General features: G+C 72.3%; 19 protein-coding genes and 2 pseudogenes. 11 read left to right on the top strand and 10 right to left on the bottom strand.

The genetic code is table 11. From position 1 onward, the window contains the following. Positions 1–135: 135 nt before the first annotated feature. From moaC to ACLQ28_RS04415, 4 genes are all read left to right on the top strand, one after another. Entirely contained in the window at positions 136–627 is a 492-nt protein-coding gene (gene moaC / locus ACLQ28_RS04430) for a cyclic pyranopterin monophosphate synthase MoaC (protein ID WP_425684906.1), read from the top strand. Then, positions 624–1,094 (top strand): MogA/MoaB family molybdenum cofactor biosynthesis protein, encoded by a 471-nt coding sequence (locus tag ACLQ28_RS04425; protein ID WP_425684905.1) that lies wholly within the window; start codon positions 624–626, stop codon positions 1,092–1,094. Before moaC ends, ACLQ28_RS04425 begins: the two co-directional genes overlap by 4 nt. 77 nt (positions 1,095–1,171) lie before the next feature. Further along, on the top strand, positions 1,172–2,428 hold the full coding sequence (locus tag ACLQ28_RS04420) for a molybdopterin molybdotransferase MoeA (RefSeq protein WP_425684904.1): 1,257 nt from the start codon (positions 1,172–1,174) through the stop codon (positions 2,426–2,428). Continuing rightward, entirely contained in the window at positions 2,425–2,853 is a 429-nt protein-coding gene (locus tag ACLQ28_RS04415; RefSeq protein ID WP_425684903.1) for a molybdenum cofactor biosynthesis protein MoaE, read from the top strand. Before ACLQ28_RS04420 ends, ACLQ28_RS04415 begins: the two co-directional genes overlap by 4 nt. Positions 2,854–2,859: 6 nt before the next feature. On the opposite strand, the gene ACLQ28_RS04410 is transcribed toward ACLQ28_RS04415, so the two are convergent. Together ACLQ28_RS04410 and ACLQ28_RS04405 are read right to left on the bottom strand one after the other, a co-directional pair. Further along, positions 2,860–4,305 carry a glycosyltransferase 87 family protein gene (locus tag ACLQ28_RS04410; protein WP_425684902.1) on the bottom strand — a complete coding sequence of 482 codons (1,446 nt, stop codon included), beginning with the start codon at positions 4,303–4,305 and terminating at the stop codon, positions 2,860–2,862. 215 nt (positions 4,306–4,520) lie between these two features. Further along, positions 4,521–5,066 carry a DoxX family protein gene (locus ACLQ28_RS04405; protein WP_425684901.1) on the bottom strand — a complete coding sequence of 182 codons (546 nt, stop codon included), beginning with the start codon at positions 5,064–5,066 and terminating at the stop codon, positions 4,521–4,523. Positions 5,067–5,200: 134 nt separating this feature from the next. On the opposite strand from ACLQ28_RS04405, the gene ACLQ28_RS04400 reads away from it, so the two are divergent. Further along, entirely contained in the window at positions 5,201–5,749 is a 549-nt protein-coding gene (locus tag ACLQ28_RS04400; protein WP_425684900.1) for a GNAT family N-acetyltransferase, read from the top strand. A 25-nt stretch (positions 5,750–5,774) separates the two neighbouring features. Here ACLQ28_RS04400 and ACLQ28_RS04395 read toward each other — a convergent pair whose 3' ends face one another. The 3 genes and pseudogenes from ACLQ28_RS04395 to ACLQ28_RS04385 all read right to left on the bottom strand — a co-directional run. Further along, on the bottom strand, positions 5,775–7,016 hold the full coding sequence (locus ACLQ28_RS04395; RefSeq protein WP_425684899.1) for an AAA family ATPase: 1,242 nt from the start codon (positions 7,014–7,016) through the stop codon (positions 5,775–5,777). 136 nt (positions 7,017–7,152) lie between these two features. Continuing rightward, positions 7,153–7,599 (bottom strand): LppU/SCO3897 family protein, encoded by a 447-nt coding sequence (locus tag ACLQ28_RS04390; protein WP_425685335.1) that lies wholly within the window; start codon positions 7,597–7,599, stop codon positions 7,153–7,155. 389 nt (positions 7,600–7,988) lie between these two features. Then, positions 7,989–8,498, bottom strand: a pseudogene (locus ACLQ28_RS04385) (LppU/SCO3897 family protein); the annotation flags it as partial. Between the two features lie 433 nt (positions 8,499–8,931). Here ACLQ28_RS04385 and ACLQ28_RS04380 point away from each other — a divergent pair. After that, complete coding sequence (locus ACLQ28_RS04380) at positions 8,932–9,936, top strand: EamA family transporter (protein WP_425684898.1); 1,005 nt, start codon at positions 8,932–8,934, stop codon at positions 9,934–9,936. Between the two features lie 10 nt (positions 9,937–9,946). After that, entirely contained in the window at positions 9,947–10,588 is a 642-nt protein-coding gene (locus ACLQ28_RS04375; protein WP_425684897.1) for a prepilin peptidase, read from the top strand. 115 nt (positions 10,589–10,703) lie between these two features. Here the strand turns inward: ACLQ28_RS04375 and ACLQ28_RS04370 are convergent, their stop codons facing one another. The 5 genes from ACLQ28_RS04370 to ACLQ28_RS04350 form a co-directional block, all read right to left on the bottom strand. Beyond that, a complete protein-coding gene (locus ACLQ28_RS04370) occupies positions 10,704–13,895 on the bottom strand; it encodes a UvrD-helicase domain-containing protein (protein ID WP_425684896.1) in 3,192 nt (1,063 codons plus the stop codon). A 61-nt stretch (positions 13,896–13,956) separates the two neighbouring features. Then, a complete protein-coding gene (locus ACLQ28_RS04365) occupies positions 13,957–15,201 on the bottom strand; it encodes a metallophosphoesterase (RefSeq protein ID WP_425684895.1) in 1,245 nt (414 codons plus the stop codon). An 11-nt stretch (positions 15,202–15,212) separates the two neighbouring features. Next, positions 15,213–15,467, bottom strand: coding sequence for a MoaD/ThiS family protein (locus tag ACLQ28_RS04360; protein ID WP_425684894.1), 255 nt, complete (start codon positions 15,465–15,467; stop codon positions 15,213–15,215). 3 nt (positions 15,468–15,470) lie between these two features. Further along, the gene (gene moaA, locus ACLQ28_RS04355) at positions 15,471–16,484 is read right to left on the bottom strand and encodes a GTP 3',8-cyclase MoaA (RefSeq protein WP_425684893.1); all 1,014 of its coding nucleotides are present in this window, start codon (positions 16,482–16,484) and stop codon (positions 15,471–15,473) included. Further along, positions 16,481–17,395 carry a fructosamine kinase family protein gene (locus ACLQ28_RS04350; protein ID WP_425684892.1) on the bottom strand — a complete coding sequence of 305 codons (915 nt, stop codon included), beginning with the start codon at positions 17,393–17,395 and terminating at the stop codon, positions 16,481–16,483. Before ACLQ28_RS04350 ends, moaA begins: the two co-directional genes overlap by 4 nt. Before the next feature lie 173 nt (positions 17,396–17,568). Between ACLQ28_RS04350 and ACLQ28_RS04345 the strand changes: the two genes are divergently transcribed. The 4 genes and pseudogenes from ACLQ28_RS04345 to ACLQ28_RS04330 all read left to right on the top strand — a co-directional run. Then, on the top strand, positions 17,569–18,615 hold the full coding sequence (locus tag ACLQ28_RS04345) for a DUF4192 domain-containing protein (protein WP_425684891.1): 1,047 nt from the start codon (positions 17,569–17,571) through the stop codon (positions 18,613–18,615). Positions 18,616–18,676: 61 nt separating this feature from the next. Then, on the top strand, positions 18,677–18,928 hold the full coding sequence (locus ACLQ28_RS04340; RefSeq protein ID WP_204942635.1) for a hypothetical protein: 252 nt from the start codon (positions 18,677–18,679) through the stop codon (positions 18,926–18,928). Continuing rightward, positions 18,925–19,323 carry a hypothetical protein gene (locus ACLQ28_RS04335; protein ID WP_425684890.1) on the top strand — a complete coding sequence of 133 codons (399 nt, stop codon included), beginning with the start codon at positions 18,925–18,927 and terminating at the stop codon, positions 19,321–19,323. The genes ACLQ28_RS04340 and ACLQ28_RS04335 overlap by 4 nt, the downstream gene beginning before the upstream one ends. Positions 19,324–19,354: 31 nt before the next feature. Beyond that, positions 19,355–19,573: pseudogene (locus ACLQ28_RS04330) on the top strand (zinc-binding dehydrogenase); the annotation flags it as partial. Positions 19,574–19,671 lie beyond the last annotated feature (98 nt).

The following is a 19,671-nucleotide window of genomic DNA, read 5'->3' as shown; positions in this document are numbered from 1 at the left end:
TTTGCTTCGGGCTGGAACGGAACGCGGGTCGGGAAGCGCTGACGGCAGGCGGTGCGCCCTCAGCACCAGGCACGGCGGTCAGCGCGACGCCGCGCCTTCCGAACGCCGTCGTACCGCACCGATAGGCTCACGACCGTGACCGAACCCGCACAGCTCAGCCACGTCGACCGTGCTGGCGCGGCCCGCATGGTCGACGTCTCCGCCAAGGCGGTGACGGGCCGGCTGGCCGTCGCGGCCGGCCGTCTGCGGACCACACCCGAGGTCATCGACCTGCTGCATCGTGACGGGTTGCCCAAGGGGGACGCGTTGGCGGTCGGTCGTTTGGCCGGGATCATGGGGGCGAAGCGCACCCCCGATCTGATCCCGCTGTGCCACCCGATCGCCCTGCACGGCGTCACTGTCGACCTGCAATTGACCGCCGACACCGTGGAGATCACGGCCACCGCCCGCACGGCGGACCGCACGGGGGTGGAGATGGAAGCGCTGACGGCGGTTGCCGTCGCCGGTCTCGCTCTGATCGACATGGTCAAGGCGGTCGACCCGGCGGCCTCGGTGGATGCGGTCCGGGTGCTGCGCAAGGAAGGCGGCAAGACCGGCGAGTGGGTCCGGCCGGAGGACCGGCCGTGATCCGTGCCCGGGTGATCGTCGCGTCCAACCGGGCAGCGGCCGGTGTCTACGCCGACACCAGCGGTCCGCTGCTCGTCGCCGGCCTGCGTGAGCTGGGGTGCCAGGTCGACGAGCCGGTTGTGGTGCCCGACGGCGAGCCGGTCGGCGTGGCCCTGCAGGCAGCCCGCGCCGACGGTGTCGACGTGGTGCTGACCAGTGGTGGCACCGGGGTGACCCCGACGGATCGCACCCCGGAGGTGACCCGGGGTCTGCTGGACTACGAGATTCCCGGCATCGCCGAGGCGATCCGCGCGCACAGCCGCGATCGGGTGCCCACGTCGGTGTTGTCCCGTGGCCTGGTCGGGGTTTTCGGTCGGATGCTGGTGGTCAACCTGCCCGGCTCGACCGGCGGCGCCCGGGACGGGCTGGCGGTGCTCGGGCCGATCCTCGGGCACACCGTCGACCAGTTGCGCGGTGGCGACCACTGACCGCTTCGCGGTGGGGACCACTGACCGGTCCAGGCCAGGCCCCGACGGGTGTCGGTCCGTGCCGATAGGCTCGGCCGGTGAGCACGGAAACCGCACCCACAGCGGATCGGGTCGCCGCCTCCCCGCCTGCCGGGTGGGAGGAAGCGCGGTCACGGGTCTACGCGGTCGGTCTCGCCGCCGCGCTGCCCGTCGTCGCCCGACCACTTGTCGACACCGACGGGTCGACCCTGGCCGAGCCGTTGACCACCCGCACCGACCTGCCCGCCTTCCCCACCTCCAGCGTGGACGGCTGGGCGGTGCGTGGCGGCGGCCCGTGGCGGGTCGTCGGCCGGGTGTTGGCGGGCAGCACCCCCGCGCCGCTCACCGAGGACGACACGACCGTTGAGATCGCAACCGGGGCCATGGTCCCGGAGGGTGCCACCGCCGTGCTGCGTGTGGAGGAGTCCACGACCGTCGACGGTCTGGTCAGTGGCGTTCCCCGGAAGACGCCGGAGTGGCGGAAGCCCGGTGAGGAGGCGTACGCCGACGAGGAGCTGTTGCCCGCCGGCACGCCGGTCGACCCGGCGGTGATCGGCTTGGCGGCCTCCTGCGGGCACGACACGCTGCGGGTCCGGCGGGCGCCGCGTGCCGCGCTGCTGGTCTTCGGCGACGAGCTGCTGACCGCGGGTCCGCCCGCGGCCGGTCGGGTCCGGGACGCGCTCGGTCCTGCGGTGCCGGCGTGGCTGCGGCGATACGGCTGCCAGGTTCGCCCATCCGACGTGGTCGGCCCGGTGGCCGACACGCTGCCCGCGCATGTGGCGGCTCTGCGCTCGGCGCTGGCCAACGCCGACCTGGTGTGCACCACCGGCGGCACGATGAACGGCCCGGTCGACCACCTGCACCCGACCCTGGAGGCGCTCGGCGCCGACTACGTGGTCAACACGGTGGCGGTCCGCCCGGGGTTCCCGATGCTGCTGGCCCAAGTGGCCGGCGACGACGGGCGGATCCGGTTCGTGGCAGGGCTGCCGGGCAACCCGCAGTCCGCCATCGTCGCGCTGGTGTCGCTCGTCGCCCCGCTGCTCGCCGGCCTGCAGGGCCGCACGATGCCGGTGCTGCCGCAGGCCACGTTGGCCGAGGCGGTGCCCGGCCGAGGTGACCACACCCACCTGGCGTTGGTCCGGCTGGACCGGGTCGCCGGCACCGCGTTTCCGGTGCGACACGTCGGCTCGGCGATGCTGCGCGGCCTGGCCGGCGCGGACGGGTTCGCCGTCATCCGGCCCGGCACCAGCGGCGAGCCGGGCGACCGGGTGCCGATCGTGCCGTTGCCGTTGCTTCCCGGGGAGCGTGCGTCATGACCGCACCGGCCATCACCTTCGGCGAGGTCACCGACCAGCCGCTCGACCTTGCCACGCACGAGGCGGCGGTCGCCGACCGCCGGGCCGGCGCGGTGGTCTCCTTCCAGGGCGTGGTCCGCGACCACGACCACGGCCGTCAGGTCACGAGCCTGGAGTACGAAGGGCATCCGAGCGCCGCGCAGGTGCTGCGTGAGGTGGCCGCCGAGATCGCCGCGGAGCCCGACGTCTACGCGGTGGCGGTCTCGCACCGGGTCGGCCCCCTGGCGATCGGTGACGTGGCGCTGGTCGCCGCGGTGAGCACCGCGCACCGGGCGGCGGCCTTCGCGGCTTGCGCCCGGCTCGTCGACGAGGTCAAGGCCCGCCTGCCGATCTGGAAGCGGCAGGTCTTCAGCGATGGCACCGAGGAATGGGTCAACTGCCCCTGACCGTGCTCAGCGGCGGCCGTTGACCGCCACAGCCCTGGTCAGCCGATCGCCGTAGAACGCTGGCTCCGCACCTGGGCGCCAAGGCAGTGCGGCGACCAGCACGATCAGGGCGAGGGCGAGCGAGTTTTCCATCAGGGCTCCGAAGAGACCGTCCTGGTAGTGCGACATCTCGGGCAGTTGGTGCTCGTACGGCCAGATCGGGGAAACCAGGAAGAGCAGGTAGAGCCCGATCGCGGCGACGCCGTGGCGGAGCCCGGTCAGCGTGGGGTACCAGATCGGCGGGCGGAGCCCGTTGACCCCGGGCAGCCCGCCGAACGTCGGGCCCTGGCCGGTGCGCTGTGGGATGCCCCGGCTCGCCTCCCGACGGCGCACGGCGGCGTCGGCCAACACGATGATCGCCGGGATCACCCAGACGAGGTGGTGCGTCCAGGAGATCGGGCTGATCACGTTGGCGGTCAGACCGACAAGTGTGAACGCGGTCAACTCGTCACCGTCGGCCCGGGCACTGGCCGCTCGGGACAGGCCCAGCGCCAGGAGCAGCACCGAGAAGGCGAGCCAGAGCAGCCCGGGGGTCTCGATGGAGTCGTACAGGCGGGCGAGCAGGCCAGCCAGTGACTGGTTGGGAGTCATGTCCGCCGCGCCGACCCGCTCGGTCTGCCAGAGCACGCTGCCGAAGTACGTCCGTGACTCGTCCCCGACGATCACCCAGGTCGCCACCGTCACGCCGATGGTGGTGCCGATGGCGGTGGCCGCCACGCGCCATTGACGGGTGATCAGCAGGTAGGCGATGAACAGTGCCGGGGTGAGCTTGACCGCGGTGGCCAGGCCGATGCCGGCTCCGGCCCAGGCTCCGCCGTAGAGGAAGCGCAGCAGGGGGCCGTCGGTCGCGGCGTAGTGGGTGCCCCGGCGGGAGCGCCAGCGAAGGCCGATCAGGTCAGCCATGATCAGCGCGAACAGCAGGATGTTGACCTGGCCGTAGCCGAGAGTCTCCCGACCTGGCTCGATGGCGACCGCGAGCGGCACCGCCACCGCCACCGTGAACCACAGTGGCCACCCCAGCCGGTCCACGATCGGTCGGAGCAGCCCGGCCAGGACCAGCGCCAGCGCGGCGATGCTGGCGGCAGCGTTGACCAGGCCGGCCATAGCGATCGGGAGCTGCGCCATCGGCAACATGACCAGCCCGCCGAACGGCGGGTAGGTGAAACCGAGGGTGGTCCCGGGCGCGATGAACTCGTAGAGCTCATGACCGCTCGCCCACCACACCACGGCACCGTGGTAGATCTTCATGTCGAAGAAGTTGTACGGCCGCCCGAAGGCACCGATGGCGAGCCATGCGGCGTAGGCGACGGCGGCCACGATGGCACCCCGTACGACGTTCCTGCGATCGATCCGACGCGTCACACGTTGGATTTGGGCGAGGCGGTCCGCCCGACTACCGACAGCCGTCGGCATGGCGTGGCCACCCCCATACCAAGGTCGTCCTACCCGTCCAGGTCCTGCACGGAGCCTAGAGCGGCGCCTCACGTCAGTGCCTCCCGCGTTATGCGACCGTGTCCGATCCCACACAAGTTTTTGACATTTCCACCGCGTTAACGCCTACCGGGTGGTTCAGGTAATTCGCGGCCTTAGCGGGGGGTGGGGATGGCACAGAGATGCATCGACGCAGTTCAGCCGGGGAGTCGACGTGCGGTGGACGCGGATCGGACGGCGATGCGGGCCTCGCGACGTGCGGTACGGACGGCGCGCTCCACGGAACGTCGAGAGTGGCCGATGCGATGGCCGGTGCGCCAACGCAGACCCGGCTTGCCGCCGGTGTCGGTTGCGGCCAACAGCAGACCGCCGAGCAGGCCGAGGTTCTTCAACGCGTGGATCTGGTTGTTGTTCTTGGCGATCGGGTCGTCGTTCTTCCAGAAGGGATGCCCAGCGACGGTCACCGGCACCAGCGTGCCGGCGAGGACCAGCGCGGCGGGTCGGCTGAACCGCCCGGTGGCCAACATCAACCCGGCGGTGACCTGCACCGCCGCGTTGAGCCGGATCAACGTCTCGGTCTCGGTGGGGAAGCTCGGATGAGCCTTCTTCAGGATTGGTGCGACCTTGTCGGTCACCGGCTTGGCGGCCACCGCCAGCCGAGCCGGGCTGCGGAAGTTGCGATACCCGCTGACCACGAAAATGCCGCTCAGCATGGCGCGGGCGAGGGAACGTACGGGCGTCATGGATCAGTCATACCCCGTCGCGGCGTTTGCTACCCCGGCAACCGCCGGATCCGGATTGGTGATCGTGCACCTGCGCCACGCCGATTCGAGTGACCGTCACGGATGCGCGGGCCGTGGCGGGTAAGGTCGCGCGGGTGACCACGCTCCGGCTACGCCCCGAGGACCCGGCCGACGCCGGCCCGGTACGCCGCGTACTGGCCGCCGCTTTCGCCCGCCCGGACGTGGCGACGCCGCCGGAGGTGAGCCTGGTCGACGAGTTGCGCAGCACCGCCGCCTGGCTGCCGGAGCTGGCCATGGTCGCCGAGTACGGCGGCGAGGTGGTCGGGTACGCGCTGCTCACCCGGGTGCGCGTGCGGCCGGAGCGGGGCTCGGACGTGCCCGTCCTGGCACTTGGCCCAGTGGCGGTCGCGCCGCACCGACAGCGCGTCGGGCACGGCACAGCGGTCGTACAGGCTTCCCTGGACGCCTCCGCCGAGCTCGGTGAGCGGCTGGTCGTGGTCCTCGGTGACCCGGCCTTCTACCGTCGATTCGGCTTCAGCCCTGCCGCTGAGCTGGGCTTGACCGGCCCGTGGGCCGGTCTCGGTGAGCCCTGGCAGGCGTTGGTGCTGCCGCCGTCCACCAGCGAGGAGGGGCCCCCGCCTCGTGGCGAGGTGCTCTTTCCGGCGCCCTGGTCGAAGGTCTGACCGCGCCGACGCGATGGGTGCCGGCTCAGGCCGGTTGGGTGCGCAGGTAACGGCCGAAGTGCGGGACGGTGAAGGCGACCGTGCCCCGCTCACCGGAGTAGATCAGCCCCTTTTTGATCAGCGCGTCCCGGGCCGGGGAGAGGCTGGCGGGTTTGCGGCCGAGGGCGCGGGCGATTTCCGCGGTGGGCACTGCGGCGTCCATGTCGTCGCGGGCCACCGCTCCGGATTCGTCCTCGACCGCGGACATCGTGGCCATCGCCCGCATGTACTCGCGTTCGGCGGGGGTGGCCCGTTCGAACCGGGAGCCGAAGAACCCGACCGCCAGCTCGGCTTCCGCCTCGGGCGCGGCTACCCGCACGTCGGCGGCGGTGATCGGCGAGCGCGGCGCGTGGTCCCAGGTCGCCTTGCCGTACGCCTGGACGAAGTAGGGATAGCCGCCGGACTTCTCGTAGAGCAGGTCGAGCGCCTTCTGCTCGTACTCGACCTCCTCGCGCTCGGCAGGCGCGCAGAGGGCCTGGTCGGCGGCGATCCGGTCCAGCCGGTCGATGCGTTGGTAGCGGAACAACCGTTCGGAGTACGACTTGGCGGCGCTGAGCACCGCCGGCAGGTGCGGAAGGCCTGCGCCGACGACGATCAGCGGGGCACCGAGCTGGGACAGCTCATGGCAGGCGGCGCAGAGGGCCGACACGTCCTCCGGGCCGAGATCCTGCATCTCGTCGATGAAGATGGCGATGCCGGTGCCGACGTCACTTGCCACTGCGGCGGCGTCACTGAACAGCTCGACCAGGTCGATCTCGATGTCGCCGGAGTCGGCCCGGCCGCTGGCCGCGGGCACGTCGATGCCGGGCTGCCAGCGGTCGCGCAGCTTCGGGGCGGCACCGCCCCGGCCGGCCGGGGCGGACCGTTGGGCGAACGCCTTGAGGACGCCGAGGAACGCGTCGATCCGATCGGGCGCGCGGTGTCGGGGCGCGAGCTCCCGGACCGCCATGTGCAGTGCGGCGGCGACCGGGCGGCGCAACGACTGGTCCGGTCGTGCCTCGATCTTGCCGCTGCCCCAGAGGCGGTTGATCGCCTGTGACCGGAGGGTGTTGAGCAGAACCGTCTTGCCGACGCCGCGCAGCCCGGTGAGCATCAGACTTCGTTCGGGTCGCCCCCGTGCGATGCGTTCGAGCACGATGTCGAAGACGTCCAGCTCCCGCCCCCGCCCGGCGAGTTCGGGCGGACGCTGGCCGGCGCCCGGAGCGTACGGGTTGCGGACCGGATCCACGCATCGCAGAGTATCGGGCCATCTAGCTGCGAGGCTAGACATGGATAGATGGGGCTACTGGCGTGTCGGGGCTGTCGATAAAAAACTAGGGCTGTCTAGCGTCCACGCTAGACAGCCCTAGTTTTGGCAATCGGAGCTACCGCTCCTTCAGGCAGAGCACGTAGTCGAGCAGGTCGATCGAGTTGTCGTGCACGTAGTTCGCCGTTGCCTCCGGTGCGAGTCGCTCGCACCGATCCCCGTCGGTGGTCGCCGGAATCCGCAGCAGCACCTGATAGGTGTTCGGGCCGCACGGCACCTTGCGCAGTTCGGCCTCGTCCTCGGTTCCCTCGTTCACCAGGCAGTCGCCCGTGGCGAACTCCTCGTCCGGGGTCGGCGCGGCCGACCTCGGCACCTCCCTGGGCAGGGCGCGCGGAGCGACCGGCGCGCTCGTCGACGGCGTACGCGCCGCGTCGCCGATGTCGGCGGCCTCCCAGACCGCCCAACCGGCCAGGCCGAGGCACGGGCAGAGCACGAGCAGCACCACCAGCGCGATGATCAGAGCGACCTTGCGGCCGTTCTTCTGCACCGGCGCGACGGGCGGCATCCCGTAGCCGCCAAGAGGCGGCTGGCCCCACGGTGTGGGCGGCTGACCCGGCACCGGCCCGGGCGGCGGCATTGGCCCGGCGGGCGGGAACGGCCCGGCCTGCGGCATCGACCCGGGCGGCGGCACCGGCCCGGCGGGCGGGAACGGCCCGGGCGGCGGGTAACCCGGGCCCGAAGTGGGCGGCGGCGCCCACATTGGTGCAGTCGGTGGCTCGGCATCGCTCGGCGGTGGTGCCCACATCGGCGCGGTCGGCGGCTCGGCATCGCTCGGCGGCGGGCCCCACTGCTGCCGGGTCGGATCCTCGGCGGGCGGGCGCTGGTTCGGGTCATCCGGTTGGCCGGAACCCGCAGGTCCATAGGTAGTCATGTCATCCCCGGGGGTGGGTGGTCTCAGCGCTGCTTGAGGCAGAGGACGAAGTCGAGAGTGTCGAGATCACTATCGAAGAAGTACCAGTTGGTGTAGCTCTCGACCTTGCCGCACTTGGCCTCGGCGTCGCGCTCGCCGCTGGTCGCGCCGTCGATCCGGCTCAGCACCTCGTACGACTTCGCGGCGCAACTGCTGATCAGCAACTTGGGCTTGCCGCCCGCCGCGCCGTCATTGCGGACGCACTGGCCGACCTTGGCGAACCGGGGATCGGCCGACGACTCCGGTGCGGCGGCGCTCGGTGCGGGCTCGGCCGCGTCCGCGTCCGCGTCCACGTCCGCGCTGGGCTCACCGGTAACGGCGGAACCGGACGGCGCGGCCACCGGTGCTGGGTCGTCGTCCTGCCCGCCTAGGAGCCAGAACGCGCCGCCGGCAGCCACCACCAGTAGGACGACGGACACTACCGCGATCAGCGGTCCCCGACCGCGCCGGCCCGGTGCCGGTGCGGGGTCCTCGCCGTACGGGTCGCCGTCGGGCCGGTACGGCTGCCCGCCGTACGCCGGGTTCGCCCCGGTCGGCTGGTACGCGCCACCGTAGGGTGCCCCGGGCTCGCGGCCGTAGGGCGTCTCCGTCCCGCCGCCATACGGCACCCCAGGGGCACCGCCGTAGGACGACCTTGCACCGCCGCCGTAGGGCGCGGTGGGTGGACCGCCGTACGTCCCCGGTCGGCCCTGGGGTGCGGGCGGGTAGGACGGGGCCGCCGCCGGCGGGTAGGGCTCGGGCGCTGGCGGGTAGGGCTGCTGCACCGGCCGCCCGGGCGTCTCGTCAGGTCGTTGCCCACGCCACGGTCCCGGGTTGCCGCCCCCGGGTGGTCCGTAGTTCGTCATGCCACCCTCCTGCACAAGTGGTGAGAGGCCGGCCACGAATGCGCGACGCCGACTCCGACGTCACCGTAGCGTGGCCCACCTGATGAGCTCACCTCCACCGAGCGCCGTGGCCGTCGTCGGCCGCCGCGCAAACGTCACGCCGACCCTGATCTGGACCGCGTTGATCGTGGTCTACCTGCTCTGGGGGTCCACCTATCTGGCCATCCGGATCGCGGTGGAGACGCTGCCTTCGCTGCTGTCGGCCGCCCTGCGGTTCGCCGTTGCCGGCCTGATCCTGGCGATGGTGCTGCGGCTGCGCCGTGGCCCCGGGGCCTTGCGGGTGGATCGGCGGCAGCTCGGCTCCGCCGCGCTGGTCGGGGTGCTTCTGCTCGCCGGTGGCAATGGCCTGGTGGTGCTCGCCGAGTCGGGGCCGCCCGGAGTGGCGCTCCCGTCCGGGATCGCCGCGCTGCTGGTGGCGACCGTGCCGTTGCTCGTGGTGTTGTTGCGCGCCGTCACCGGGGACCGCCCGCCGATCTGGACGTTCGCCGGGGTCACCCTGGGCTTCGTCGGCCTGGTCCTGCTGGTGCTGCCCGCGGGCAGTTCGGACGCGGTACCGCTGGTCGGGGCGTTGACCGTGGTGGCGGGGGCAATCTGCTGGTCGGTCGGGTCGTTCCTGTCCGGCCGGATCCGGATGCCCGCCGACCCGTTCGTGGCCACGGTGTACGAGATGCTGGCCGGCGCGCTGGTGCTGGCCGTCGTCGCCGCCGGTCGGGGCGAGCTGAGTGATTTCCACCCAGCGGCAGTCAGCACCCGGTCGTGGCTGGCGTTGGGCTACCTCATGGTGGCGGGCTCGCTGGTGGCCTTCACCGCGTACGTCTGGCTCCTGCACAACGCGCCCATCTCGCTGGTGTCGACGTACGCCTACGTCAACCCGGCGGTAGCGGTGGCGCTCGGCGCGCTGCTGGTGGCTGAGCCGATCACTCCGCAGGTGCTGTTCGGTGGCGCGGTCATCGTCGCCGGAGTCGCTCTGGTGGTGACCACCGAACGGCCCCGCCGGGCGGGCGCCAGATCACGGTCGGGGGCCGCGCCGATAGGCGACCGCCGGTAACGTCCGGCCCATGTCGGCCGTCGCGCTGGTGCCGGTCGCGCTGCTCGGCGCGTTGGTCGGCCTCGTCGTACCCAGGTTGGCCCGGCGCTTCGCCGCCGCGTCGACCCGGCCCCGACCTCGGCGCGAAGCCGGGGTGTTGCTCAGTCCGCTGCTGGCGGCTGGCGTCTTTGCCGGTCTCGCCGTCACCGTGGGTGACGATCCGGCGCTGCCGGTCTTCCTCGCGGTCGCGGCCGTCGGTCTGGTGCTGGCCCGGGTCGATCTCGTCTGTTTGCGGCTGCCCGACCCGCTGGTCCTCGCGGCGGGGGTGGCGGGGCTCGGCGGCCTGACCGGTGCGGCGCTGCTGTCCGACACTCCCGGCCGGCTGGTCGGTGCGCTTGGTGGTGCGGCGGTCGCGGGCGCGGCGCACGTGCTGCTGGCCCTGCTGCCCGGCTCACGACTGGGCTTCGGTGACGTGAAACTCGCCGCTGTCCTCGGCCTGCCGCTCGGCTGGCTGGGCCGGGATGCCCTGCTCACTGGGCTGCTCCTGCCGCATGTGCTGCACGGCGGCCTGGTGCTCGCTCTGCTCGTCACCCGGCAGGTGCGCCGCGACACCCTGCTGCCCCTCGGACCGGCCCTGCTAGCCGGCGCCTGGCTCGGTGTTCTCCTCGGCTGACGCGGCCGGGAGCCGCTGCCCATCGTCACTGAGCGTGCCACCGTCGGTGGCCATGGCTCATCGAGATGTCTAGGCCGGAGCGCGCCACGCCGACGGCGTGCGGGCACCGGGAGGCTCAGATCAACCGGAGCTGGCGGTCCTTCGGGCGGCGCGGCTCCGTCTCGCCGAACCGCTCGAACAGGCCCGGGTCGATGACGCCGAGGAACGGCGACGGGGCGCAGTCCCGTTCCACGCCATGCCGGGTGCGACGGGCGGCGTGACTGACGTACAGCCGGTCCTGGGCTCGGGTCAGGCCGACGAAGAAGAGCCGGCGCTCCTCGGCGACCGCGTCCTCGTCCGGCGTCGAACCCGGCCAGCGCAACGGCAGCAACCCGTCCTCGACACCGACCAGGAAGACCACCGGGAACTCCAGGCCCTTCGCGGCGTGCAGGGTGAGCAGCGTGACCGCCTCCGCGCGTGGATCGAGCGCGTCCACCTCCGCACCGGTGGCCAGTTGCGACAGGAACGCCTCCAGGTCGTCGCCGCAACGTCGGGCCAGCGGGGTCAGCAGGTCCACGGCCGAGCGGACGTCCTCGGGACGTACGGTGCCGGTGCCATCCAGGGTGGGCACGGCGAACCGCTCCGCGGCCACCTGGCCGGCCAGCCGCACCCGGGCGGCCAACGAACCGGCCAACCCGTCGGCATGGCGCAACTCGCGGGCGATGGCCGCCACCCCCGGGCGATCCCGCAGCCGGTCGTGTGAACGCTTCTGCACCGGAATGTTGGCCCGGGTCAGGGCGTCCACCACCGGCGCGGCCTGCGCGTCGGTGCGGTACAACACGGCGATGTCGGAGAACGACAGCGAGGTCGACCGGCCGTCGATCCGGCCCGAGTCCAGCGAACGGTGGGACAGCCCGCCGACCAACTCGTCGACGGTCCGGACCACGAAGTCGGCCTCCTCGGCGACGGACGCCGCCGGATAGCGCCCGACCAGCGGGGCCTCCGGGTCGAGCCGGGCCGGATCCAGCCGCCGGCCACGAACCAGCGAGGACGGTGCGATGGCCTGCACGGCGGCGGCCAGGATCGGCGCCGACGAGCGATAGTTGCGGTTGAGCCGGACCAACCGGGCGTCCGTGAAGTCCTCGGAGAAGCGCAGGAAGTAGCCGACGTCGGCGCCCCGGAACGAGTAGATCGCCTGATCCGGGTCGCCGATCGCGCACAGGTTGCCGTCCGCCGGGCTGAGCAGCCGCAACAGCTCGTACTGCATCGCGTCGACGTCCTGGTACTCGTCGACGAAGATCCACCGCCAGCGGTCCCGGTAGCGTTCGACCAGCTTGCGGTCGGCCCGCAGCAGCCCCACTGGCAGGGTGACCAACTCGTCCAGGTCGACCAGGTCCTGCTTGCGAAGCAGCGCGGTATAGCTGGCGATGTCATCGCCGGCCTCGGACCGGGCCGCCGCCCGTTCGGCGTCGTCCGCGATGCGGAAGTCGGCCGGCAGGCCCGCCGCGTCGGCGTTCTCTCGCAGGATGGTCAGCCCCAGCGCGTGGAACGTCCCCACGGTGACGTCCTCGGCGACCGGGCCGAGCAGGCCATCGAGGCGGTGTCGCAACTCCTCCGCGGCCCGGCGGGTGAACGTGATCGCGAGGCAGTGCTCGGGAAAGACGTTCAGCTCCGCGCAGAGGTACGCGATCCGGTGCGTAAGTGTCCTGGTCTTGCCGGTGCCCGGGCCCGCCACGATCAGCAGCGGGCCGCCGGGTGCGGACGCGGCCACTCGTTGCATCGCGTCCAGCCGGTCCAGCAGACCGGTGCCGACCTCCTCCATGCCGGAGAGCATCGGCTCGAACGGCTCGTGCGGAGACGGCGGCGACGCGATCGGCGGTGCGGGAGCCGGGGTCGGCTTACGCTTCGGCTCCGCCTTCGCCGCCGCCGGGCGCTTGGCCGCCGAGCGGGCCGACGGCTCCGCGGGTCGGCGCTGCGCCGGCACCGGTACGTCGAACAGCGTCTCCTGTGCCGTCCCGGAGTTGCCGCCCAACTCCGCCGGGTCGAAGAGTGTGATCACCCCGTACTCGCCGTCATAACCCGGCACCCGGTGCACCTCGCCTCGTCGCAGCCGCCCGATGCCCTCCGCGAGCAGCTCACCGCCGGCCTGCGCGATGTCGGTCAACGGCGTGGTGGTCAGGATCTCCAGCTCAGGGCCGAGCGTGGCGAGCAGCTCGTTGAGTCTTCCCTCGACCTTCTTCGACCGGGCGCCCACTTTGTTGATCTCGCCCAGGATCTCGGCCAGCGGGACCAGGTGGGTGACGTCCCGGGCGTGTGCCGGCCGGTGCCCAGCCGGGCGGTCGGCCAGTTCCTCGACCCGGCTGAGAACGCCCACGGTGAGCGGCTTCCCGCACTCGGGGCAGCAACCTCCGGCGGCCCTGGTCCGCTCCGGGGACCAGTTGACCCCACAGAGTCGGTGCCCGTCCGCGTGGTACTTGCCCTCCTCCGGGAAGAACTCGATGGTGCCGGCGAGGCCGTCACCGGTCCGCAGCGCCTCCCGGACGGCGAAGTAGTCCCGTTCGGCGGTCAGCACGGTCGCCTCCCGGCCCAGGGCCGGCGGCGAGTGCGCATCCGAGTTGGAGACCAACTGGTAGCCGTCCAGGCTGCCGACCCGCCAGTTCATCGCGGGGTCGGACGAGAGCCCGGTCTCCACAGCGAAGATGTGGTCGGCCAGATCGGCGTAGCAGTCCGCGATCGCGTCGAAGCCCGATTTCGAGCCCAGCGCGGAGAACCACGGTGTCCAGATGTGCGCCGGCACCAGGTAGCCGTCCGGGCTGGCCTCCAGGGTGATCTCCAGCAGGTCGCGGGAGTCCAGGCCGAGGATCGGCCGGCCGTCCGAGCCGAGATTGCCGATTCGGCCGAGGGCGGTGTTGAACCGGGCCACCGCGTCGAGATCCGGCAGGTAGATCAGGTGGTGCACCTTGCGGGTCCGGTCATCCCGCTTGTAGATGGTGGAGATCTCGACGCTCAGCATGAACCGGACCGGGTCCGCCTCCGCCGTCCCGGCGAGTCGGGGCGGCAGCCGGCGGGCGATGTCCCGTTCCGCCTCGGCGTCGAGCCGGTACAGCCCCGGCTCGGCCGGGCGCAGGGTCTCCCGCAGGTGGTCGTACCAGGCGGGGTGCGTGAAGTCGCCGGTGCCGAGCAGGCCGATGCCCTTGCGACGGGCCCACCACGCGAGGTTCGGCAGGGTGAGGTCGCGGCTGCACGCGCGCGAGTATTTCGAGTGGATGTGCAGGTCCGCGACGAATGGCGGGAGGCCACCGGGGGGTACGGCGCTGAACGGGGGCACGCCGCATCCTGTCACGCCCGCCGCGCCGGCCGCCGGCCGCCACGCGCGGACGTGACGTCCGCTATGCCGAGCGCAACTCGACCAGACTGATCTGCGGCTCCGCACCGACCCGGACCGGCGGGCCCCAGAAGCCGGCGCCGTTGGTCACGTAGACCTTGGTGCCGTCGACCTCGCCGAGGCCACTGACCACCGGCTGTTCCAGCCGGACGGCCAGGTTGAACGGCACCATCTGCCCACCGTGGGTGTGCCCGGACAGTTGCAGGTCGACGCCGTACCTGGCCGCCTCCACCGCCGCCAGCGGCTGGTGGGCGAGCAGCACCACTGGGCGGCTCGGGTCGCGGTCACCGAGGGTGGCGGCGAAGTCGGGCCCGGCGGCGAGGCCGGTGCCTGCGCCGTCCAGGTCGTTCACGCCGGCCAGGTCGAGCACGCCGCCGCGCGCCCGGATCTCCTGCCGCTGGTTCTGCAACACCCGCAGGCCGAGCCGGTCGACCTCCTGGACCCACTCCTCCACCCCGGAGTAGTACTCGTGGTTGCCCGTGACGAAGAAGCTGCCGTACCGGGAGCGCAGGTCACGCAACGGTGCGGCGGCCGAGCCGAGCTCGGCGACCGAACCGTCGACCAGGTCCCCGACTACCGCGACCAGGTCCGCGTCGAGCCGGTTGATCGCGGCGACGATCCGCTCGGTGTGTGCCCGGCCGCGCAACGGGCCGAGGTGGATGTCGGAGACGGTTGCGATGCGCAGGCCGTCCATGCTGCGGGGGAGCTTGGCGAGCGGGATCTGCACCCGGTCGAGGTGTGGCGGGCCGAGTGCGGTGCGGACGCCGTACCCCGTTATGCCGGCGGCGGTGAGGCCGGCGAAGATGGCCGCCCCGCGGGCCAGCAGCAACCGGCGGCCTGGGTCGTGATCCGGGGCCGCGACGGCACCGGCGGCCGGCGGCTCGGGCGGCCCGGCGGCACCGACCAGCACCGGCTCGGGCGCGGCGGTGGTCGGCTCGACGGCGGCCAGCCGGCGGCGCAGCACCAACCGGGTGACCAGCATCGGCACTTCGAGCACGACCAGCACGACAAGCAGGTAGAACATCAGCGCGAGCCACAGGTAACCCGGCCAGGCGAGCCAGTAGTGCCCGGCCTGCGTCCCGGCGAGGGTGACCGGCACGAGCAGCGCCAGCACCGCTGCGGCGGTCGCGCCGACCCGTCGCCAGCGACCCGGGGTGGTGGTGTCCCGAACGAGCCGCTTCCACAGGTAGAGGTGGATGAGGCCGGTGATCAGCGCCAGGACGGCCACGAACCCCAGAACCGCCAACATGTGCGCCCCCCTCAGCCGCCCGCGAACGGGGGCAGGACATCGATCGTGGCCCCGGCTGGTAGGGGTGCGTGTCGATCATGACAGGTGACGCCGTCCACCAGGAAACTCGCCACTCGCAGCACGGCACCGAGTCGGTCGCCGTGTCGCTGCACCAACTCGGCGGTGAGGTCGTCGAGTGACCGCCCGGCGGGCAGGACCTCCTCGGCGTGACCGGCGGCGGCGCGGGCACCGGCGAAGTAGCGGACGGTCAGCGCTGTCGGGGCCACGTCTCAACCCCCGATCGCGGACATCGGCCGGGTCGGCTGGAGGAAGGTCGGGTCGTCGATGCCGTGCCCGGCGCGCTTGCCCCACATCGCGGTGCGCCAGCGCCGGGCCAACTCGTCGTCATCCGTGCCGGCGCGTAGTGCGGCGCGCAGGTCGGACTCCTCCGTGGCGAAGAGGCAGGCGCGGACCTGGCCGTCCGCGGTCAGTCGGGTGCGGTCGCAGTCCCCGCAGAAAGGGCGGGTGACGCTGGCGATCACACCGACCCGCGCGGGGCCGCCGTCCACCAGCCAGGTCTCCGCCGGTGCGGCGCCGCGCTCAGCCGGGTCAGGGCTGAGATCGAAGACGGTACGCAGGGAGGCCAGGATCTCCTCGGCGGTGACCATCGTGGTGCGGTCCCAGCCGTGCTGAGCGTCCAGGGGCATCTGCTCGATGATCCGCAGTTGGTAGTCGTGGTCGACGGCGAAGCGGAGCAGAGCAGGCGCCTCGTCCTCGTTGACACCGCGCATGAGCACCGAATTGATCTTGACGGGACTGAGCCCGGCGGCTGCCGCCCCGGCGAGCCCGGCCAGCACCGCGTCGAGGCGGGGACGGCGGGTGAGCTTGGTGAACCGGGCCGGATCCAGGGTGTCCAGCGAGACGTTCACCCGGTCCAGGCCGGCCTCTCGCAACGCGGGTGCCAGCCGATCCAGGCCGATGCCGTTCGTGGTGAGCGAGATGCGTGGGCGGGGTTCGAGCGCGGCGACCGCGGCCACGATGCCGAGCAGCCCGGGCCGGATCAGCGGCTCACCGCCGGTGAACCGCACCTCGGTCACGCCGAGCCGCTCGACGGCCACCCGGACCAACCGGACGATTTCCTCGTCAGTCAGCAACTCGGGGCCGGCCAGCCAGGGCAGCCCTTCCGCCGGCATGCAGTAGGTGCAGCGCAGGTTGCACTTGTCAGTGAGGGACACACGCAGGTCCCGAGCGACGCGGCCGTACCGGTCGACGAGGACGCCGTCGGTCCCCGGGGCGACGCTCACCTGTCGACCGTAGCGCGCTCGACCCGGCCCAGGACGGCCCGGGCAGTCTGGACGACCGCATCTCGGTAGCCGCCGCCGAAGAGCGCGGTGTGCACGAGCAGCAGATGCAGCTGATGCAGTGGCACCCGGTCGCGCCAGCCCTCCGGCAGCGGCCAACTTTCCTGATAGGCAGCCAGGACCCGATCGAGGTAGGGGACGCCGCCGAAGAGAGCGAGCTGGGCCAGATCTGTCTCCCGGTGCCCGCCGTGCGCGGCCGGGTCGACCAGCCAGGCCCGATCGTCGGCACCCCACAGCACGTTGCCCGGCCACAGGTCGCCGTGGATGCGTGCGGGCGGCTCGTCGCCGCCAAGCCCGCCGATCTGACCGATCACCTGCTCGACCAGCATGGCGTCGGCGCTGGTCAACGCACCGCCGTCGACCGAGTGGCGGAGGTAGGGGGCGAGGCGTCGTTCGGTGAACCACGTCGACCAGGGCCCGTCGGCGGGGGTGTTGTCCTGCGGAAGCGACCCGATGAAACCCGGCCAGGTCGCACCGAAGACGGCTGAACCCGCCCGGTGCAGGCCGGCCAACTCCCGGCCGAAGCGTTCTGCGGCCTCCGGCGTCGGCTCGCCGGGCTCCACCCAGTCGAGCGCCAGCAGGTCTGGCAACGCCACGATCACCTCGGGTACGCCGACCGCGCCGGCCTCCCGCAGCCAGCGCAACCCGGCGGCCTCGGCGGCGAAGAAGCCCTCCGGCGCCGGTCGGTCGGCGGCCTCCGGCCAGGACTTGGCGAAGACGGAGTGACCGTCGTCGAGGGTGAGCCGGGCGGCGGCGCAGATGTTTCCACCGGCGACCGGCGTCTCCCGGAGCCGCTGATGGGTCCGAAAGGTCGGGAGATGTGCCGGATGCGCGCGCAGGTACGCCAGGTCCATCAGCGCACGGTAACCGCTCCTTACGACAGTCAGGTGTCGCCCGACGACATCAGCGCGCTTTCCGCACCCGTAGGTGTGGCATGAGCAGGAAAAACACGTTCAGTAACTGTGGATAAGCCGCGTGTCGTCCACAGGGGTAGAGGAGCCTGGGACCCCCGCCGCAGGCTTCCGACATGACCTCGACCGAACGCCCTCAGCTCGCCGTCCGCTCGCCCGCCGACCTGATCGCCGCCGTGCCGTACCTGCTCGGCTTCCATCCCTCCGACAGTGTGGTCGCCGTGGCCCTGCTCGGCCGGCAGATCATCTTCGCTGCCCGCGCAGACCTGCCTGACCCGTCGACCGATCTCATCGAGCGGGCCCGGCACCTGGCCGGCGTGATCCGCCGGCAGGGCGCGGAGGCCGCCACCGTGGTCGGTTACGGGCAACCCGACCGGGTCACTCCTGCGGTGGACGCGGTACGCGCCGCACTGAGCACGGCCGGGATGGACGTGCTCGACGCGCTGCGGGTGACCGACGGCCGGTGGTGGTCCTATCTCTGCACCGAGCCCGACTGCTGCCCGCCCGAAGGCCGGCGCTACGACCCGGCCGCCAACCCGGTGACCGCTTCCGCGGTCTTCGCTGGCCAGGTCGCGCTCCCCGACCGGGCCGCTCTCGTGGCACAGGTGTCGCCGGTGGACGGCCCGGCCCGGGACGCGATGCGCGCGGCCACCGCCCGCGCAGACCTGCGACTGGCCGAGTTGCTCGAGCAGGCGCCAGCGAGCGACCTGCTCGGCAGCCGGACGATGCGCTCCGCCGGGGTCGCGGCGGTCCGCGAGGCCCAGCGCCGGCAGCGCCGCGGTGAGCGGCTGGACGACGACGAGGTGGCGTGGTTGAGCCTGTTGATGACCCACCTGCCGATCCGCGATCATGCCTGGGAACGCACCGACGGTCGGGACCGGGACATCGCCCTCTGGACCGACGTGCTGCGCCGGGCCGAGCCGGAGGTGGCCGCCGCTCCCGGTGCGCTGCTGGCGTTCGCCGCTTGGCGCGCTGGGCAGGGGGCGTTGGCGGCGGTCGCACTGGAGCGCACGCTGAGCCTGCACCCTGACTACTCCCTGGCCGTGCTGCTGGACGACCTGCTCCGGCGCGGTGTGCCCCCGGCTGAGCTGGACGGGTGGCCGTCGGCGGGGATGCCAGGGGTCATCCGTCCGCGCAAGCGGAGTCGACGTGGCCGCCGCTGACCGGCCCCGCCAGTTGCCCGGTAATACCGTGGGTGCTACCGGAATTGATAGGCTGGCGGGCATGACCGTGAAGCGCTCCGTGAGTCTCCCCGACGACGTCGCGGAGTGGCTCGACCAGCAGCCCAACGTCTCGGCCGCGATCACCGAGGCGGTGCGGGCCCAGATGGCCGCCGTGCACCTCCAGGAGGTGCTGCGGCGAGCTGGCATCGAGGTGACCGAGGCGGGGAGGGCGCGGTGGCGGGAGCGGCTGGCGACGCCCATTCCGGCGGACGCCCTGGCCGAGGGGCGCCGGATGTTGGGCCGTGCCGGATGAGCGATCGGATCGCGGCGGTCTTCGACGCGTCGGCGTTGACGGCCTACACCGAGGGCAACGTCTCGGTGGGGGAGTTGATGCTGGAGGTCGCCGACGAGGGCCGGCAGGTGGCCGTTCCGGCCGCCTGTCTGGCGGTCGCCATCGCGGGCGCGGGCGACGAGGTTGGCGCCGCGCTGCTGGCCCTGATGGTGAGCGCCCCGATGATCTGCGTGCTGCCGCTCGATGCCGACGACGTGCGGGACACGGGCACGCTGGCCCGCGCCGTCGGCGGGGACATCTCGCTCGGTCAGGCCGCCAGTGCGGCGCTCACCCACGAGGCGCACTACGCGACCGCGCAGCCCAAGTTGGCGGCGAAGATGCTGCCGACCAACTGGAGCATCCTCGCCCTGGACTGACGTGCGACAGGGCGGTCGGCGCCGACACCGCCACCTGTCGCACGGCCCACCCGCTGATCGGACTGGCAAGGCCGTAGGTTCCGGCGCCGACCTGCTCGCCGTACACGGCCTCGACATCGCGGTGCGCCTTGCCGAATCCGGTCGACTGCGAATTCCCGTCGCGGCTACGGTCCCGCTGGCCGAGGCGGCGGCCGCACACGAGCTGAGCGAGGCACGCCATGCACCCGGAAGGATCGTTCTGGTCAACTGACTCACCGAGGCCCTCCGTCGAAGGATGTACGCGTTTCTCCTGATCGCGGCCGACTCGATGGCGCAGTCGTGGCCGGACACTGATTGCGTGTCCGCTCT

Source organism: Micromonospora sp. DT201 (assembly GCF_049841575.1).
In the GTDB taxonomy this organism is placed as follows: domain Bacteria; phylum Actinomycetota; class Actinomycetes; order Mycobacteriales; family Micromonosporaceae; genus Micromonospora.
Note: the sequence above shows the minus strand (reverse complement) of the source record. Positions and strands in the feature narration are given on the sequence as shown.

Excerpts from the sequence above, each read along its gene's own strand:
- ACLQ28_RS04415 (WP_425684903.1), top strand. The coding sequence starts at position 2,425 with ATGACCGCACCGGCCATCACCTTCGGCGAGGTCACCGACCAGCCGCTC.
- ACLQ28_RS04410 (WP_425684902.1), bottom strand. The coding sequence starts at position 4,305 with ATGCCGACGGCTGTCGGTAGTCGGGCGGACCGCCTCGCCCAAATCCAA.
- ACLQ28_RS04405 (WP_425684901.1), bottom strand. The coding sequence starts at position 5,066 with ATGACGCCCGTACGTTCCCTCGCCCGCGCCATGCTGAGCGGCATTTTC.
- ACLQ28_RS04390 (WP_425685335.1), bottom strand. The coding sequence starts at position 7,599 with ATGCCGCCCGTCGCGCCGGTGCAGAAGAACGGCCGCAAGGTCGCTCTG.
- ACLQ28_RS04380 (WP_425684898.1), top strand. The coding sequence starts at position 8,932 with ATGAGCTCACCTCCACCGAGCGCCGTGGCCGTCGTCGGCCGCCGCGCA.
- ACLQ28_RS04375 (WP_425684897.1), top strand. The coding sequence starts at position 9,947 with ATGTCGGCCGTCGCGCTGGTGCCGGTCGCGCTGCTCGGCGCGTTGGTC.
- ACLQ28_RS04365 (WP_425684895.1), bottom strand. The coding sequence starts at position 15,201 with ATGTTGGCGGTTCTGGGGTTCGTGGCCGTCCTGGCGCTGATCACCGGC.
- ACLQ28_RS04350 (WP_425684892.1), bottom strand. The coding sequence starts at position 17,395 with ATGGACCTGGCGTACCTGCGCGCGCATCCGGCACATCTCCCGACCTTT.
- ACLQ28_RS04345 (WP_425684891.1), top strand. The coding sequence starts at position 17,569 with ATGACCTCGACCGAACGCCCTCAGCTCGCCGTCCGCTCGCCCGCCGAC.
- ACLQ28_RS04340 (WP_204942635.1), top strand. The coding sequence starts at position 18,677 with ATGACCGTGAAGCGCTCCGTGAGTCTCCCCGACGACGTCGCGGAGTGG.
- ACLQ28_RS04335 (WP_425684890.1), top strand. The coding sequence starts at position 18,925 with ATGAGCGATCGGATCGCGGCGGTCTTCGACGCGTCGGCGTTGACGGCC.